This is a genomic window from Trichocoleus sp. ST-U2, from assembly GCF_039961875.1.
Lineage (GTDB): Bacteria > Cyanobacteriota > Cyanobacteriia > Cyanobacteriales > FACHB-T130 > FACHB-T130.
Map to the genome: position 1 here is coordinate 117,068 of NZ_JAMPJY010000012.1, position 14,800 is coordinate 131,867.

The following is a 14,800-nucleotide window of genomic DNA, read 5'->3' on the forward strand; positions in this document are numbered from 1 at the left end:
TTATTCTTAATACATTACCCGCCTTACACCTGACCACAGCGCTTTAGGCTTAAGCAGCTTGGTTAGACTCATTCAAGGCAGAACGCTTATTCAGCGATAGCATCACGCGAGAAACTCCTGTGGACAGAACGCTGGCACCCACCAGGGTTCCAATCAACCAAGGGGCATTGAAGGGCCACTGGAACCAAATCATTGCGCCCAACACCAGCGTAATGATGCCGTCTGTCAGTACCCATGTCCAATTCTGTTGCGGACGCACCCGGAATGCCAGGATCAGGTTAAATACACCTTCGGTCAGCAAAAAGCTACCTAGCAACAGAGTCAGCGTCAGGACACCTGTTAAGGGGTAGAAAAATAGCATCACGCCTGTAGCAATGTAGAGGGCGCTCAACAGGAGTTTCCAAATGAAACCTCCTTGCTCGCGGGTTTGAAAGGCATATACTGCCTTGGTCGCTCCCGCACTCGCTAAGATCAAAGCAATCCAAGTCTCAGCGACAATTGTCGAGACATTCGGTACAGCGATCGCAACTATCCCCAAAACAATCAGTAGAGCGCCAGTCAAAAGCGATCCATTAATACCTTTGTTCTTGTTGATATCAGTAGAAACGTCGGTTGTCATACAAATTTTTTTTCTATGCACGAGTGGGCTATATGTTCAGGCTAAGAAATTTCTCATGAACTGGATAGAACCTTAAGGTAGACCACCCCGCCATACCAAGCTCTACCCCCTGATATAGTTTGCGATCGCACTTTCCCGACAATTAATCCCGTCAATTTATGGGAGCGATCGCTTAGCTGTGTTAGACGGTGTTGAGCTTGAATTGACAGCAGAGCAAATTTTTGGCTGGTTGAGAATGAGAAGTTAATTGGTTAGGGTTGTCGTGCGGAAGCGATCGCACCTTTATTCTGATTATATGTGTTCAGCTTGCAAATAATTTCATTCAGAGCTGTACTAAACAATGTCACTATTCGCTCCAACCTAATGGCAATCGCACTTTTCCCTTTATTCATTTGCGCGATTTGTTATGCAACGCTTCGCTAACGTACTCTTCTTGAGAGCGCATTCCCGCTTACATACAACTTTACTCAAAGCTTCCAGCGCTGGTCTTTACTTTTTGTAGTCTGAGGATGTTAGTTGCAATTCAAGCTTGTAGTTAATTGAGCTTTACTTATCATAATTTGATAGCAAAAGTAGCAAATTTATGGGCAGCAGAATCACTTTCTCATATAATACTTTCAGAGATTTACAAGACTTTTAGAGGCTCTTGACGAGGCAAATATTCATACACTCCTAACTTATGAACGAACCGAAAAATAGCAAAGCTCCTCAATGGGGCAGAATCCTTGTCGCTATTGGATTAGGAATGCTCGCAGTATCAATTGTACTGGTCTTCCTGGGAATTTCAGGTGCGGTGTTGCATAACGTACTACAACTGGGTGGAATTGCAGTTGCAGTAGTTGGTTTCATCTTGTGGAAAGTTGTCAAGGTCTGATTCAGACAACGTTTGCCCACATTTTTACCGTAATTTATTTAAGCGATCGCGCCTTGACTTGAATTTATTATAGGAGCGATCGCATCTTTACTGCGATCGCTCCTCACACTTATCAGACGAGCCAAGTGAGCTTGAAAACTATAGATATCTCCTTGACTGAAGTCCATTTTCCATTCACTATAATCTTTTGTCTTGATATGCAACTTCCATAATTCTTTTAAGCATTACATCTGCTGCTCCATAAACATCATTTACACCTTGATATTTTTCTGATGGTTGGAATCCTTTCATCTGAGCATTAATCAAAAATTGCTTATATTGCCCTGAAATAAATAAATATATTTCTTCTTCAAATAATTCAGAGACTTTCTTTTGTTTAGGTTCAAAATATATTAATGAAAGAGCTAACCATTTTTTTGCGTCAACGATAGCTCCCTCTATAATATCCATGTTGCTTTCAATACTTGAAAGAGTTAGAAGAGTTGCCAAGCTTTGAACAGCTCCCCCATATATATTTCTTAGTTCACTTCTAAGCCAAATTTTATTCTCTCGCCTGGTTTGAGAATAAGTAGAAATGAGAGAAGTAAGCAAAGTAGTAATCACACTAGCAATAGCAGTAATAGAAGTAATAAATACACCAATAAGTACAGGGTTATTTAGTTGCATTTATTTTTAAACCTATTCTTGCTTGCCTAAAAGATAAATATACCAAATACAACCCCTACAGTCAGATGTAATTCGCTAGCAAATAAAGGGACGGGAAGCTGCTGTTCTGGTTCGTCAAATACCTCTGGCTGTTCGCAGGGTGAGCCTTACCTACCAAAACCATTGAGACTGATCGTTACCTATCCTCAACTTACCCGCCGTAACCAGCCAAATACTTGCTCAACTGTCAATTCTAATGGGATATCTTGGGGGACAGGCAAGAGATCGCTATCTCTGAGCAATGCCATCCGAGTATCTGACCACAGCACAATAATCACTCGTTCTGTCGGATCGATCAGCCACCCTAATTGAGTTCCTTCTTGCAGGCAAGTTTGAATTTTAGCAATCAATTTAGTGGTGCTTTGATCGGGTGAGAGAATCTCAATCATCCAATCAGGGGCACCTTCAACAGCGATATTCTCAGAAGGGACTCGGTCTTGGTGAATAACGGTAATATCAGGAACAACAGAATTACTACTTAAGATGCAGCGTAGCTCTGGAAAAGCTTCATAGGGTGAATCCGCTTGGTCAATTGCAGCCGTCAGCCGTTTCTGCAAGATGCTGTGGAAAGCTGTGGGCATAGATTTTTGATTTATTTGTCCGTCCATTAACTCCCAAGCTGGCGACTCCTCAATATTCGGCAGCTTCAGGAAGTCTTGCAGTGTGAGCCGTTGGGTAGTGGTAGCCATCAAGATTCGTAAGATTGCTTGTTACTTAGCGGTTAAAGCTAGGGTTGCGATAGGTATTGCCCACCGCAACCTTTGAGACTTATAGATTGAGTTTAACCAAGGCAGCGAGAATTGATGCTCAAAAGCGATCGCGTAACTTATGCCCCACAAGCGCGGCTTCTCTTGCCTACACTTTAAACTTCTCGGTAATCCGCTTCATTGCCTCATTCACATTTTCTCGGCTATTAAATGCCGAAATGCGGAAGTAACCTTCACCCGCAGCACCGAACCCAGAACCAGGAGTACCGACAACATTGCAGGTTTGCAGCAACTTATCGAAGAAATCCCAACTAGATAAACCATTGGGCGTTTTCACCCAAACGTAAGGCGCATTTACGCCACCATAAACCGCTAATCCGGCTGCTGTCAGTTGTTCGCGGATAATTTTGGCATTTTCCATGTAGAAGCTAACTAGCGCCTTAGTTTGCGCTTGTCCTTCCTCGGAGTAAACCGCCTCTGCACCGCGTTGCACGATGTAAGACACGCCATTAAACTTGGTAGACTGGCGGCGGTTCCACAGCTTCCATAGTTCCACATCGGAACCATCGGCGGCTTGTGCTTTCAGCGTTTTCGGCACAACCGTCAACGCGCAACGGGTTCCGGTAAAGCCTGCATTCTTGGAAAACGAGCGAAACTCGATCGCACAATCTCTTGCACCTTCAATTTCGTAAATTGAATGGGGAAGCTCTGGATCGGTTATAAATGCTTCGTAAGCCGCATCGAAGAAAATGATCGAGCCATGAGCTTTCGCATAGTCTACCCACGCTTTCAGGTGTTCCTTTGTGGCAGTTGCTCCCGTAGGATTATTGGGGAAGCAGAGATAAATTAAGTCAACTTTCTGGGAGGGAATCTCGGCGGTGAAGTTGTTCTCTGCGGTGATGGGTATATACACCAAGCCGCCAAACTCGCCTTTATCGTTAGCAGCGCCAGTGTGTCCCGCCATCACGTTGGTGTCTACATACACGGGATAAACCGGATCGGTGACAGCGATCGCGTTATCATCGCCGAAGATATCGAGAATATTACCCGTGTCGCACTTAGAACCGTCGGAAATGAAGATTTCCGAAGCATCAACGTCGCATCCCCGCGCCTGGAAGTCATGCGCCGCAATTGTCTCCCGCAACCAAGCATAACCCTGTTCTGGGCCATAGCCTTTGAAGGAACCGCGATCGCCCATATCTTCAACGGCTTTAATCATCGCCGTGCGACACGCTTCTGGTAGGGGTTCGGTGACATCGCCAATCCCCAGCCGTATAATTTTTGCGTCAGCATTTGCCTCTGCGAAGGCATTCACCCGCCGCGCAATTTCGGGAAACAGGTAGCCAGCTTTGAGTTTGAGGTAGTTATCGTTAATCGTTGCCATGTTGAATCGCCACGAACGCCGTAAAATAGCTTACTGCCAATCGTCGCGTTACGATTCCACGGTTAATACTGTTGAGTGAATAAAGATTATAGATTGGGTTAGTGCCCTAGCGTCACTCCCCAACTACAGACAGCCAACTAGGATAAGCAAAAGAATCCTTACCTTGCAACTTTGAACCTTGGTAAGTTTGAAATACCTGGCTAGCTACCGTTTCAAGGTTATCCATTAGCTTGTCATCTTCGCCTGTAGCTTCAAAAGCTAAACTCCACGAATCCTTGCCATTAATATTTAGCTGAGTGAGTTCAACAGCACAGTCTTGGTAAACACGCTGCGATCGCATCTTCTTCACACTCATCCAAGACTCTTTTCCCGCCACCTCTGCGGGAATAAAGCATTTTGAAGTGGGATCTTCACACGTCCACTTTGCCCATTTCTCTGCCTTCCCCGCCGCTAACTCCCCAAAATGCAGCACCTTTAATTCGGCTTGACGCCACTTGATTTCCAGCTTTCCTTGCCGCAGTTTGATACCCAGGTAATCACTGTTAGGTAAGTATAAATACCAATCCTCTCGGTCTTCTGGTGACTTTATTTGTCCACCAAGACTATCTTGATTGAACCAGCGTTCAATCTCGGTGGGAATTTTGCCGGGATAAAACCAGCGCATTTCTATCGTGTTTAGCATCAGTTTGTTTTGTCCAAAATGTTGAGTTGCCGACTTTGAAGCTCTGCAAACGGGAAGAAATTTATTGCCATATTGATTGTAGAGAGTGGCAACAGTTTCATAAAACTATAGTAATTTTAAATAGCTCCAAAATGCGAGATTCCCAACTTTTCCTAAAGCTCAGAAATCTGAACCGCTGGAATCTTACAACTCAAATAGGACGGCTATAGAGGTAAAAGCTGGAATTTATTTTTTAAGTAATAGGAGCATTTAAAAATGAACTTAATGCATTAAATCAATGCTTGCTTTACATTTTAATCTGGGGTAAGAGTTGATTGAGAAAAGTTTCTATTATTCAAAATAAAGCACGCACAGCCTCTATACTGATTTATCAGCAAATTTAGTATCGCCACCTAGGTCGGTAAACTGGCTTGTGAAGCTTAAAGCCGTCTACGTTTAGAAAACAAGCCAGGAAACAAAGTTAGTTAGTGTACGTCAAGCGTGTCGGGTTAAAATTGAGTAAAAGTGATTTAAATGATGTTATTAAGTGTTTTAGAGCAGGCTACTGTTGCCGCGCAGCAAAAAAACTGGTCATTGCTAAACCAATGCTTGCAGCAACTGCCACTTAACAAAGCAGAGGGAAGGCAGGGAGAGTCGTTAACAGGAGAAGATTCTAACTCGCTTTACTTAGAGCAATTATTGAACCTGGCTTTAGATGTACTTGATGCAGGGGATTTTCAGGAACGGTGGGAAGTGGCGAAGGTGTTACCCAAATTAGGGGAAGGCGCGATCGCTCCTTTGATTTCCATTCTGAAAGACGAAGACGCCGACTTGGAGGAGCGCTGGTTTGCTGGTCGCATTCTGGGAGAATTTGACAATCCTGCCGTCATCACCGCCTTAGTAGAGCTGCTGAGAACATCTGAGGATGAAGAACTTACAGTGGCAGCAGCGGCTGCTTTAGCGCATATCGGCTCTCCGGCTGTGGAGGCTTTGACGGAACTATTAGCAGAGCCAGAGACACGACTGTTAGCCGTGCGATCGCTTGCTCAGATCCGCCGTTCCGAAACGATTGCGCCTCTCCTGAACGTGGTTCAAGATCCCCAATCTGCGATTCGAGCCGCTGCGATTGAAGCACTGGGTAGCTTTCACGACAGCCGGATTCCACCAGTATTGATGGATGCCTTGCAAGATCCAGCCGCACAAGTGAGAAAAGAAGCGGTAATTGGCTTGGGGATGCGCTCCGATTTACTAGAACAATTGAATCTGGTAACTCAGCTACAACCCCTGCTATTTGACTTTAATTTGGAAGTTTGTCAGCAGAGTGCGATCGCCTTAGGACGACTGGGGACAGATGAAGCCGCCGCTGCCTTGTTTCAGGTACTCTCATCCCCGAATACGCCGCTTAGCTTGCAAGTAGACATCGTGCGATCGCTCCCCCAAACAGCAGCCGCCTTGGAGTATTTGCAACAAGCCCTTTCTGTTGAGTCTCCGGTGCTATGGCAGGAAATTGTCACCGTTTTGGGGCGAGTGGATTCTCCAAAATTAGTCCCAACATCTGCTAAAATCCTGCTGACAGCACTTGAATCAGAAAGCTCAACTGCTCAAAATTCCAAGGTTAAACAAGCGGTGGCAATGGCATGGGGACAGTTAGGAGATGCCATTGCGATCAACCAGTTAATTGAACTGTTAGCAGATCCCGATGCAGGGGTAAAACTGCACGCGATCGCTGCTCTCAAAAAATTTCCCATTGCTTACCAGCAATTACAGCAACTCGCTACCACCGAAAATCTCACCCCAGAATTAAAAGAAGGGGTAGCGATCGCTTTAAAAGAATGGACAGTGAATAGTTAATAGCCACTCGCTATTAACTATTAACACGGAAGCCTTACGGTAAAAGTCGTTCCTAACCCAACTTGGCTATCCACCGCTATCTTGCCTCCGTGTATTTCTACGCACCTTTTTACAATCGCCAGCCCTAAGCCAGTTCCAGGAATTTTGCCAACATTTTTGGCTCGATGAAATGTTTCAAAGAGTCGCGCTAAATCTGCTGGAGGAATGCCAATCCCTTCATCTCGAATTTGAAAAGTTGCCTCACCATGCTGGCAATTCAATTCAAACTGAACAATGCCGCCTTGGGGGGAATATTTAATTGCATTTGATAACAAATTATTCAAGATTTGTCGCAGCAATTTTTCATCCATAGAAACGATTGTCTCAAATTCGTTTTCAGTGACGGTTAAACATTCCAGATTAGAACCTTGAAGAGAGTAATTATCAGTATTTAAATTTTCAAGTTTGAATTGCGTTTGATTACTGACAAAATTTATCTCGTGCTGATTGCTAGCACTCAGTTGGATTTCTTCTACCAAATTACGGCAGAATTCTGTTAGATCGAGGGGGACTGGATTAAATTCTGATTTCCCGGCATCTGCTCTGCCGATTAAAAGCACATCTTCTAACAGGTCGGTCATATTTCTAACGATGTCTTTAATCCGCAGCAAATATTTGCTTTTTTTCTCCTGAGACCATTCATTAGAGCAATGTTCTAACATATGGGCAGACAGAGAAATTGAGGTCAGCGGATTGCGAAATTCGTGGGAAACCATTGACACAAAGCGAGATTTCAATTCACCCAATTGTCGCTCTTGTTCCAACGCCTTGTGAATTTCTTCTTCTGCTTGCTTGCGAACGGTGATGTTGCGAATAATGCTAGTAACGAGAAATCCTTGCGGGGTTTCGATGTGGCTGAGGCTGACATCTACGGGGAACTCAGTGCCATCCTTGCGTCGGGCAAATAGCTCAAACCCCACTCCCATCGGTGGGACTTGAGGTTCACAACAGGAATCAGTGCGTTCTCGATCGTGTACGCGCCGGATGTAATCGGGTAGCAACATCTCCAGAGTATTGCCAAGCAATTCATCGCGCTCATAGCCAAACATTTTCTCAATTTGAGTGTTAACGAGAACGATGCGATCGCTTGCGCCAACAATCGCGATCGCGTCTGGTGCTGCTTCTAGAAATTGCCGGAATTTTTCTTCGCTTTGTCGGAGTTGGGCTTCTGCTTGCTGATGCTTGACTATTTCCTGTTGCGAGCGCTCATTTGTCTCCTTTAACTCAGCATTGCGCTGTTTGAGATCCCACGAGAGTTGTCGCGTCCGCAACAACATCTTCACCCGCGTCTGCAACTCCATCTTCTCGATGGGGATAGTGACTAACTCATCAACACTCTTCCACGGGTGTCGAGTCATCAACCCCACATCCTGACGAGGAACGATCAACAGAAATGGCAGAAAAACTGGTAATTCAGTGGCTTTTCTCGCTTGCACCTCTTCCCAAAACTGCTTTAGAGCCACGCTATCTAAGACGCATAGGTCAAAAGCTGTGTTCATGATTAAAGACTGAGGGCTAAGCGGTAAGGGTAGAACAGTACCCTGCCCGTGCTGAGTGCTGAGCAGCGCAGCCAGGGTAGGGAAACCCCGTTCCGGCTGAGAACTGAGAAGACGCCAATTTATCCCATTTCTACAAGACTGAGGATTGAGTAAAATTTCTCTGTTGTGCTCCTGCTCCTTAGCTCCTCGGCTCCCCGTCTCTTTTTCGTCAGGTAGCAATACTTCGTGATGCCCAGCAAGCCACTCTGAGAGCAGGCGGCGGTTTTCTTTTTGCTCTACAAGCAACAAAATCCGGCTCATACTTAATCTCTTAGTAGACTGCGAACGATCACTAGGAACTTTTTGACGACTAGCGGTTTAACTAATGTACTTTGCATTCCGTGAGCTAGGTTTTGCTGCTCAATCGCGACACTTTGCTTAGGCAAGAGTATTAGAAAGGGTATTTGCCGATCCCGAATTCGTTCGCAGCGTTTCCAAACACGCCGGTAAAAACCGTCTATGTCCACCAACGCCAAACCGATTGCTTTTGACTGGCTTAGGGCTAGATCGAGTGCCTCTAAAAGGTTAGCACTTTTGACACAATCCCCTTCTTTGCCGAGGAATTGAGCCACAAGTTCCAGGTAGCACGGGTTTCGCTCTGCCGCCAAAATAAACGGTCGCTCCTTCAAATTTCCCCCTTTGTTTTGGGTTCTCTCTAGTGCTATCGTAATTCAGTCATAAGTGCCGTGATATGGCTCACAATGGCTCAATATTCAGTTATTTGGATCTTGCGGTTAGCCTGAAATCGGATAAATTTTGAAGCGATCGCTTCCTTCCTCTTTTGCTACAGATAGCATCTTTTGCGCCTCAGCAATCAAGGCTTGTGGGGTGGAATTTCTCTCAGGAATTAACGTGGCAACCCCTAAACTGATAGTTACTCGGTCGCCAATCGGAGAATTCACGTAGGAAATGTTTACATCCGCCACATTTAAACGCATTGCCTCTGCCACGACAATCGCCCCAGAGCGATTGGTATCGGGGAGAAGTGTCACAAATTCTTCACCCCCATATCGGGCGACAACGTCTCCACATCTTTTCACAGCAGCACTTAAAGCTTTTGCAACTTCTCTCAGACAATAATCGCCTCGCTGAAGTCCGTAGGTATCCTTAAAATCTTTAAAAAAATCAAGATTAATCATAATCAACGACAGAAACCTTGCCTCTCTTGCTGCACGTCTCCATTCCCGTTCTAAAATTTCTTCAAAATGATGGCGATTAGCAATTCCTGTCAGCGCGTCTCTAAAAACTAGGTCATCTACCTTTGGGTTAGACTTCTGTAAATCGGGTGCCGCTTTTAATAGCCGGTTGTCGCGGGCTTTCTCAAGCTCAAATTTAGCTCTGTGTTTCAAAATCGAACTAACTCGCGTCAGTAGTTCTGTTTTACCGATGGGTTTGATCCGATGATCGGCAGCACCAGCGATCAGTGTAAACTGCCAGTCCGTTGAGCCAGACTGGTTAGAAAGCATCAGAATGGGGATTGCCTCGTGCCGCAGCCATTCGCAAATCCGACTTTCTAGACTAGAGATATCTACGATAGCGAGACTGATTTGTGCAGAATGTCTCAAAGCTTGCTCAAACTCCTCCAAGCTGTCAGCGGTGAGGATTGGATATCCTTCCTGAATCAAGAGTTGTGCGATCAGTTGCAAGTTGTGGTGGTTTCGGCTGGCGACTAGGAGCGAGGTTTGTTTCTTCATGCTGATTCATCAGAGACTGCTAAGGGGTATCTTTTTCATCACTCATTTTGATGCGATGCCGTAGGCGATCGCTTCGCTGAGTATACGATTGGCGTATATCGTATTTATTTCCAAGGGTTTTCCCGTTCATGCTATGGTAAGACCCGCTTGTGCCACCCTGACTAAGCTGCTGTATCAAGCCCTACCAAAACAGTTAAGCAAATCCGCTAAATTCATTTCATCGGCTTTAAATGTAATTTAGGCTACATATCATGCGACTAGAGCAGTTGCAAGCCTTTCTAGCAGTTGCTGAAACCGGCAGTTTTCAGCAAGCGGCGCGAAAGTGTGGGTTCACTCAGTCCACTATTAGCAGGCAAATCCAGTCTCTGGAAACGGATCTCGGTATTTCCCTGTTTCATCGCACGGCTCAGGCAAAGCTAACAGTCGGAGGCGAACGCTTTTTGCCCCGCGCCCGCAAAATTTGTCAAGAGTGGCAACAAGCCACGCAAGAATTAGCAGACTTGTTGGCAGGAAAGCAACCCGAACTCTGTGTAGCGGCGATTCACTCGGTTTGCGCCCAATACTTGCCGTCCGTGTTGCAGCAGTTTTGCCGAGATTACCCGGCGGTGCAGCTGCGGGTAACTTCGCTTGGAAGCGATCGCGCTCTCAAAGTCTTGCGAGACGGAATGGTTGATGTCGCGATCGTGATGAATAACCGCTTTTTAACGGCTAGCCCGGATATGGTGGTCGATGTCTTATACAATGAACGCATCGAAATCTTGATGGCGGCAAATCATCCTCTGACTAAGTACCAACAGGTGCCCTGGTCAGAACTCGTTCACTACCCGCAAGTGGTATTTAAGGATGGGTACGGGATGCAACGCTTGGTACAAGAGCGATTTTTGCGGCAAGGCGCTAATCTTCAGGCGGTGATGGAGTTAAATACGCTTGATGCCTTTCGCGGTGTCGTGCGGCAAGGAGAATTGATTGCCCTTTTGCCCCAGTCAGCTTTGGTAGATGCTCGCCAGGATGCAACGCTGGCGATTCGAGTCATTGATTCCACACCCGCGCCGGGGACGCCAAACTTAGCCGACTCGCTAGGAGATCCCAGCTTGTCTCGTCAGGTCGTGATGGTAACAACGCGCGATCGCTTGCTGATTCCCCCCATTCAGCACTTTTGCCAGATGGTACGCGAGTTAGTCCCGATGCAATTTGCAGGAGCGATTGGCAACACAATAATCTGTTCGGATGCTTCTATACCTGTTAACTAATGGTTAATGGCTATTGCAAAAAATCTTTTGGGAATTAGCCATTCGCAAAAACTGATAACAATTGACTACGACAAAATACTATGAGTAATGAGTTCAGGGAAATTCTGCGAAAAGTGGGTAGTGGCGTCCATACGGGCGAAAATATAAGTCGCTCCGAAGCTGAGGAAGCGACACGGATGATGCTCCTACAGGAAGCAACACCAGCGCAGATTGGAGCATTTATGATCGCCCATCGGATTAAGCGTCCCACCGGCGAAGAATTGGCAGGGATGCTAGACGCCTACGACGCACTAGGGCCAAAACTGCAACCCATCGGCTCAGAACGCCCGGTTATCGTTCTGGGGACGCCCTACGATGGGCGATCGCGCACGGCACCCATAACGCCACTGACAGCTTTAATCTTGGCAACCGCTGGACAGGCGGTGGTGATGCACGGGGGCGACCGGATGCCTACCAAGGAAGGCTTGCCACTGATTGAGATTTGGCAGGCGTTGGGTGTCAATTGGGCTGAGTTATCCCTCCCTGTCGTCCAGCAGGTGTTTGAGGCAACCCAACTCGGATTTGTTTATTTGCCCAAGCATTTCCCCCAAGCGGCAGGACTGGTTCCCTACCGCGACCAAATTGGCAAACGTCCCCCCTTTGCAACGATGGAGTTAATGTGGTGTCCCTATGCAGGGGAAGTTCACGTTGTGGCAGGGTTTGTCCATCCTCCCACGGAAGGGATGTTTCAAGACTCTTCGGCATTGCGAGGCAAACCCCAGTATTTCACAGCGGTGAAGGGATTAGAAGGGAGCTGCGATTTACCACGCGATCGCACGGCGATTATTGGAACTTGGCAACCCGGTTCGTCTCCGCAACGCCTCCTGCTTCATCCCCGTGACTACGGCTTTGAGGGAAAGGAAGTTGCCCTAGACTCCTCAACTGAATTGGTACAAGAAATGCAAGCCGTGCTGCAAGGTAACAAGAGCGAACTTATGCAAGCAGCTATCTGGAACGGTGGTTTTTACCTATGGCACTGCGGTCTCGCCCCAGATTTATCATCCGGTTTGACTCAGGCAGAAACTTTATTGGGTAGCGGTCAAGTTGCCCAGAAACTACAGGAGATTAGTCGGGTGATTTCTTCTTTAAGTTCTTCAGTCTTCAGTAGTCGGTAGGAGGAGGATTAGGAAAAAGTTTTGAGTTTTGAGTTTTGAATTTAAGAACTCTTTTGTCACTCATCCCTCTTTTCCTAAAGTAACAAAAGAGGGATCAAAACTCTGATTCCCAGAAAAAAGTTTTGAATTTTGAATTTAAGAACTTTTTTGTGGCTCAAAACTCTACACTCTCATGACCGATTACTCAACGGCTAAAATCATTCCTTCACGGGCGAGTAATCCATTCGGAAACGCCGACTGGATTTGTCCTTCTACTTGGTCGAGAAAGTCATCGCTGTAGTCTGGTTCGTAGCTAAACATCACCAATTTTTTGACGTTAGCCGCATCAGCGGCTTTAACGCAGGTTTGCCAGAAGGGATTTTCGCAGGGTTGAATCGCAAAGTCACCTGCATGAGAAGACTCACCGTTTGCCCCCAAACCTTGGTCTAGTTCCGGGGAAGTCGCATTGCAAATGAGTAAATCGGCTTCACGGGCTAAGTGCAGCAGATTTTCATCAAGGGCATTCGGATCGTTGTCTGCACCCGTAGCGTAAACAGCCGTGCGTCCCTGCCAGGTAACTCGGTAGCCTATTGTCCGCAGGGAATTGTTGGTTAAACAGGTTTCAATCGTGATATCGTCTACCGCGAGCGTCTCGCCGGGAGTTAGATCGTAGAACTGTAGTTCTGATTGCATCACCTGTATAGGGACTGGAAAATTCGGAGGCGTCATCTGGTCGCTGAGACTTTGTTGAATCGATGCTCCATCAGATCCTGCTGCCCCATAAATATGAAAACAATTGCCCTTAATAAAGGCAGGAACGAAAAAAGGAACGCCTTGAATGCGATCGCTTTGGGAGTCGGTAAAGAATATGTAAGCTTCCACCGGCATTTGACGCAGTAATTGATTACCCAGTAACCGCAAGCCGGTGCCGCCATCAAAGATTAATCGTTTGGAGCCTACCCGCATTTCCACACAGGGAGTATTGCCGCCGTAGCGAAGCGTCTCCTTACCAGCGGCGGCAATTTTGCCCCGCACACCCCAAAACTGCACCACAAACTCGGCGTCAGCTTGGGTTGACTGACTCGCTGTGGGATTGGAAATTTGAGGATTTGGTGCCGCTGGTTCTTTTGAAGACATATATTCGCTCAAGAAGTTAGCTGCACGCTTAGCAGATCGTCGTAGCGGCGGACTTCTATTAACCGATTTTGTCCGTCTACGAGGACAACTTTAGGTTGATAAGTTTTCAGTTCTTCTGGGCTAAATTGCCCGTAGGTCATGATGATTAAGCGATCGCCCTTCATTCCCAAACGAGCCGCCGCACCATTGAGTTCGACTGCCCCTGAATTTGCCGGTGCCGCGATTGCATAAGTAATCAAGCGCTCTCCATTCGAGACATTCACGACTTGTACCTGTTCATAAGGTAGTATACCTGCGGCATCCAACAGGGTTCTATCAATACTGATACTCCCTACATAGTCAAGATTTGCCCTAGTAAGCGTGCAACTATGAATTTTTGATAGAAGAAGCGATCGCTGCATACAAGAAAGGTAATTAACACCATTGAGAAAGTGCAAGGCGCTGATTGCTTCTCCTGCTATGCCTGCACTTTCCTCATGTTGTATCTATCAGCACTAGGGTTCGGCGCATGAAAAGTTTTCTCAGCTAAAGCTGATTCTAACGTTCTCAAACCACTTCATCCCTCAATTTTTTCCTAGTTCGCTCACCTAGCGCTCGTAGACCTACCCTTTGCTGCCAGCTTTAATACATTGTTCCACCAGCGGCATCACTTTATCGACATCTTGCCAACCCAGAATTTCTGTGACCTTTTTCTCTAAGTTCTTGTAGGTCTTGAAAAATTCTGCGATTTCGTCTAGTCGGTGTGGCGCAAGGTCTTTGAGAGATTTGACTTGGGCATAGCGCGGATCTTTGTCGGGAACGCACAGAATTTTTTCGTCCCGATCTCCCCCGTCAATCATCTCTAACATTCCGATAGGTCGCGCTTGAATAACACACCCTGGAAATGTTGGCTCTTCCATTAACACCATGCCATCCAGGGGATCGCCATCATCTGCTAGGGTGTTGGGTACGAAGCCGTAGTCATAGGGGTACTGCACCGAAGAATAAAGCACCCGGTCTAGGGCAAAGGCTTGTAAGTCCTTATCGTACTCGTACTTATTTTTGCTACCAGCGGTAATTTCAACCAGAACGTTAATGAGACCTGGTTTGGGTTGAGCAGGAATGCGTGTTAAATCCAAAACGTTTCTCCAGTTTCTCCAAGCAACACAAAGTATTGGGGGTGCCCTGATGTCAGTTTGAAGGCTGTAGAGGCTTAACGTAGTTACTTT

General features: G+C 46.4%; 15 protein-coding genes and 1 pseudogene. 3 read left to right on the plus strand and 13 right to left on the minus strand.

Annotation, left to right across the window (positions count from 1 at the left end):
- Positions 1-49: 49 nt before the first annotated feature.
- The 7 genes and pseudogenes from NC996_RS10870 to NC996_RS10900 form a co-directional block, all read right to left on the minus strand.
- Entirely contained in the window at positions 50-619 is a 570-nt protein-coding gene (locus NC996_RS10870; RefSeq protein WP_190430537.1) for an HdeD family acid-resistance protein, read from the minus strand.
- A gap of 912 nt (positions 620-1,531) precedes the next feature.
- Positions 1,532-1,660, minus strand: coding sequence for a hypothetical protein (locus NC996_RS10875; RefSeq protein ID WP_277879739.1), 129 nt, complete (start codon positions 1,658-1,660; stop codon positions 1,532-1,534).
- Positions 1,661-1,670: 10 nt separating this feature from the next.
- On the minus strand, positions 1,671-2,159 hold the full coding sequence (locus NC996_RS10880) for a hypothetical protein (RefSeq protein WP_190685105.1): 489 nt from the start codon (positions 2,157-2,159) through the stop codon (positions 1,671-1,673).
- 26 nt (positions 2,160-2,185) lie between these two features.
- A pseudogene (locus NC996_RS10885) lies at positions 2,186-2,299 on the minus strand (Uma2 family endonuclease); the annotation flags it as partial.
- Between the two features lie 45 nt (positions 2,300-2,344).
- Positions 2,345-2,887: a Uma2 family endonuclease gene (locus NC996_RS10890; RefSeq protein WP_190685107.1), complete on the minus strand. Its 543-nt coding sequence runs from the start codon at positions 2,885-2,887 to the stop codon at positions 2,345-2,347.
- Between the two features lie 166 nt (positions 2,888-3,053).
- A complete protein-coding gene (locus tag NC996_RS10895; protein ID WP_190685109.1) occupies positions 3,054-4,289 on the minus strand; it encodes an LL-diaminopimelate aminotransferase in 1,236 nt (411 codons plus the stop codon).
- 112 nt (positions 4,290-4,401) lie between these two features.
- Complete coding sequence (locus NC996_RS10900; protein WP_190685112.1) at positions 4,402-4,971, minus strand: hypothetical protein; 570 nt, start codon at positions 4,969-4,971, stop codon at positions 4,402-4,404.
- Positions 4,972-5,484: 513 nt separating this feature from the next.
- Here NC996_RS10900 and NC996_RS10905 point away from each other — a divergent pair.
- Positions 5,485-6,801, plus strand: a complete 1,317-nt coding sequence (locus tag NC996_RS10905) for a HEAT repeat domain-containing protein (protein ID WP_339380284.1) — start codon at positions 5,485-5,487, stop codon at positions 6,799-6,801.
- Between the two features lie 20 nt (positions 6,802-6,821).
- Here the strand turns inward: NC996_RS10905 and NC996_RS10910 are convergent, their stop codons facing one another.
- From NC996_RS10910 to NC996_RS10920, 3 genes are all read right to left on the minus strand, one after another.
- Positions 6,822-8,639 (minus strand): ATP-binding protein, encoded by a 1,818-nt coding sequence (locus tag NC996_RS10910; RefSeq protein ID WP_190685115.1) that lies wholly within the window; start codon positions 8,637-8,639, stop codon positions 6,822-6,824.
- A gap of 2 nt (positions 8,640-8,641) precedes the next feature.
- Complete coding sequence (locus NC996_RS10915; protein WP_190685118.1) at positions 8,642-9,007, minus strand: response regulator; 366 nt, start codon at positions 9,005-9,007, stop codon at positions 8,642-8,644.
- Between the two features lie 105 nt (positions 9,008-9,112).
- Positions 9,113-10,072, minus strand: a complete 960-nt coding sequence (locus NC996_RS10920; protein WP_190536328.1) for a diguanylate cyclase — start codon at positions 10,070-10,072, stop codon at positions 9,113-9,115.
- Between the two features lie 251 nt (positions 10,073-10,323).
- Between NC996_RS10920 and NC996_RS10925 the strand changes: the two genes are divergently transcribed.
- A complete protein-coding gene (locus NC996_RS10925; RefSeq protein WP_190434311.1) occupies positions 10,324-11,322 on the plus strand; it encodes a LysR family transcriptional regulator in 999 nt (332 codons plus the stop codon).
- A gap of 80 nt (positions 11,323-11,402) precedes the next feature.
- Positions 11,403-12,476, plus strand: coding sequence for an anthranilate phosphoribosyltransferase family protein (locus tag NC996_RS10930; protein ID WP_190685121.1), 1,074 nt, complete (start codon positions 11,403-11,405; stop codon positions 12,474-12,476).
- Positions 12,477-12,656: 180 nt separating this feature from the next.
- Here the strand turns inward: NC996_RS10930 and NC996_RS10935 are convergent, their stop codons facing one another.
- The 3 genes from NC996_RS10935 to NC996_RS10945 form a co-directional block, all read right to left on the minus strand.
- The gene (locus tag NC996_RS10935; protein ID WP_190685123.1) at positions 12,657-13,592 is read right to left on the minus strand and encodes an MBL fold metallo-hydrolase; all 936 of its coding nucleotides are present in this window, start codon (positions 13,590-13,592) and stop codon (positions 12,657-12,659) included.
- A gap of 8 nt (positions 13,593-13,600) precedes the next feature.
- Complete coding sequence (panD, locus tag NC996_RS10940; RefSeq protein ID WP_190412855.1) at positions 13,601-13,993, minus strand: aspartate 1-decarboxylase; 393 nt, start codon at positions 13,991-13,993, stop codon at positions 13,601-13,603.
- A gap of 201 nt (positions 13,994-14,194) precedes the next feature.
- Complete coding sequence (locus tag NC996_RS10945) at positions 14,195-14,710, minus strand: inorganic diphosphatase (protein ID WP_190412349.1); 516 nt, start codon at positions 14,708-14,710, stop codon at positions 14,195-14,197.
- Positions 14,711-14,800: the final 90 nt, after the last annotated feature.

Coding starts and splice junctions, on each gene's coding strand:
- NC996_RS10900 (WP_190685112.1), bottom strand. CDS start 4,971: ATGCTAAACACGATAGAAATGCGCTGGTTTTATCCCGGCAAAATTCCC.
- NC996_RS10890 (WP_190685107.1), bottom strand. CDS start 2,887: ATGGCTACCACTACCCAACGGCTCACACTGCAAGACTTCCTGAAGCTG.
- panD (WP_190412855.1), bottom strand. CDS start 13,993: ATGCAGCGATCGCTTCTTCTATCAAAAATTCATAGTTGCACGCTTACT.
- NC996_RS10925 (WP_190434311.1), top strand. CDS start 10,324: ATGCGACTAGAGCAGTTGCAAGCCTTTCTAGCAGTTGCTGAAACCGGC.
- NC996_RS10910 (WP_190685115.1), bottom strand. CDS start 8,639: ATGAGCCGGATTTTGTTGCTTGTAGAGCAAAAAGAAAACCGCCGCCTG.
- NC996_RS10880 (WP_190685105.1), bottom strand. CDS start 2,159: ATGCAACTAAATAACCCTGTACTTATTGGTGTATTTATTACTTCTATT.
- NC996_RS10935 (WP_190685123.1), bottom strand. CDS start 13,592: ATGTCTTCAAAAGAACCAGCGGCACCAAATCCTCAAATTTCCAATCCC.
- NC996_RS10870 (WP_190430537.1), bottom strand. CDS start 619: ATGACAACCGACGTTTCTACTGATATCAACAAGAACAAAGGTATTAAT.
- NC996_RS10905 (WP_339380284.1), top strand. CDS start 5,485: ATGATGTTATTAAGTGTTTTAGAGCAGGCTACTGTTGCCGCGCAGCAA.
- NC996_RS10920 (WP_190536328.1), bottom strand. CDS start 10,072: ATGAAGAAACAAACCTCGCTCCTAGTCGCCAGCCGAAACCACCACAAC.
- NC996_RS10930 (WP_190685121.1), top strand. CDS start 11,403: ATGAGTAATGAGTTCAGGGAAATTCTGCGAAAAGTGGGTAGTGGCGTC.
- NC996_RS10895 (WP_190685109.1), bottom strand. CDS start 4,289: ATGGCAACGATTAACGATAACTACCTCAAACTCAAAGCTGGCTACCTG.
- NC996_RS10875 (WP_277879739.1), bottom strand. CDS start 1,660: ATGGACTTCAGTCAAGGAGATATCTATAGTTTTCAAGCTCACTTGGCT.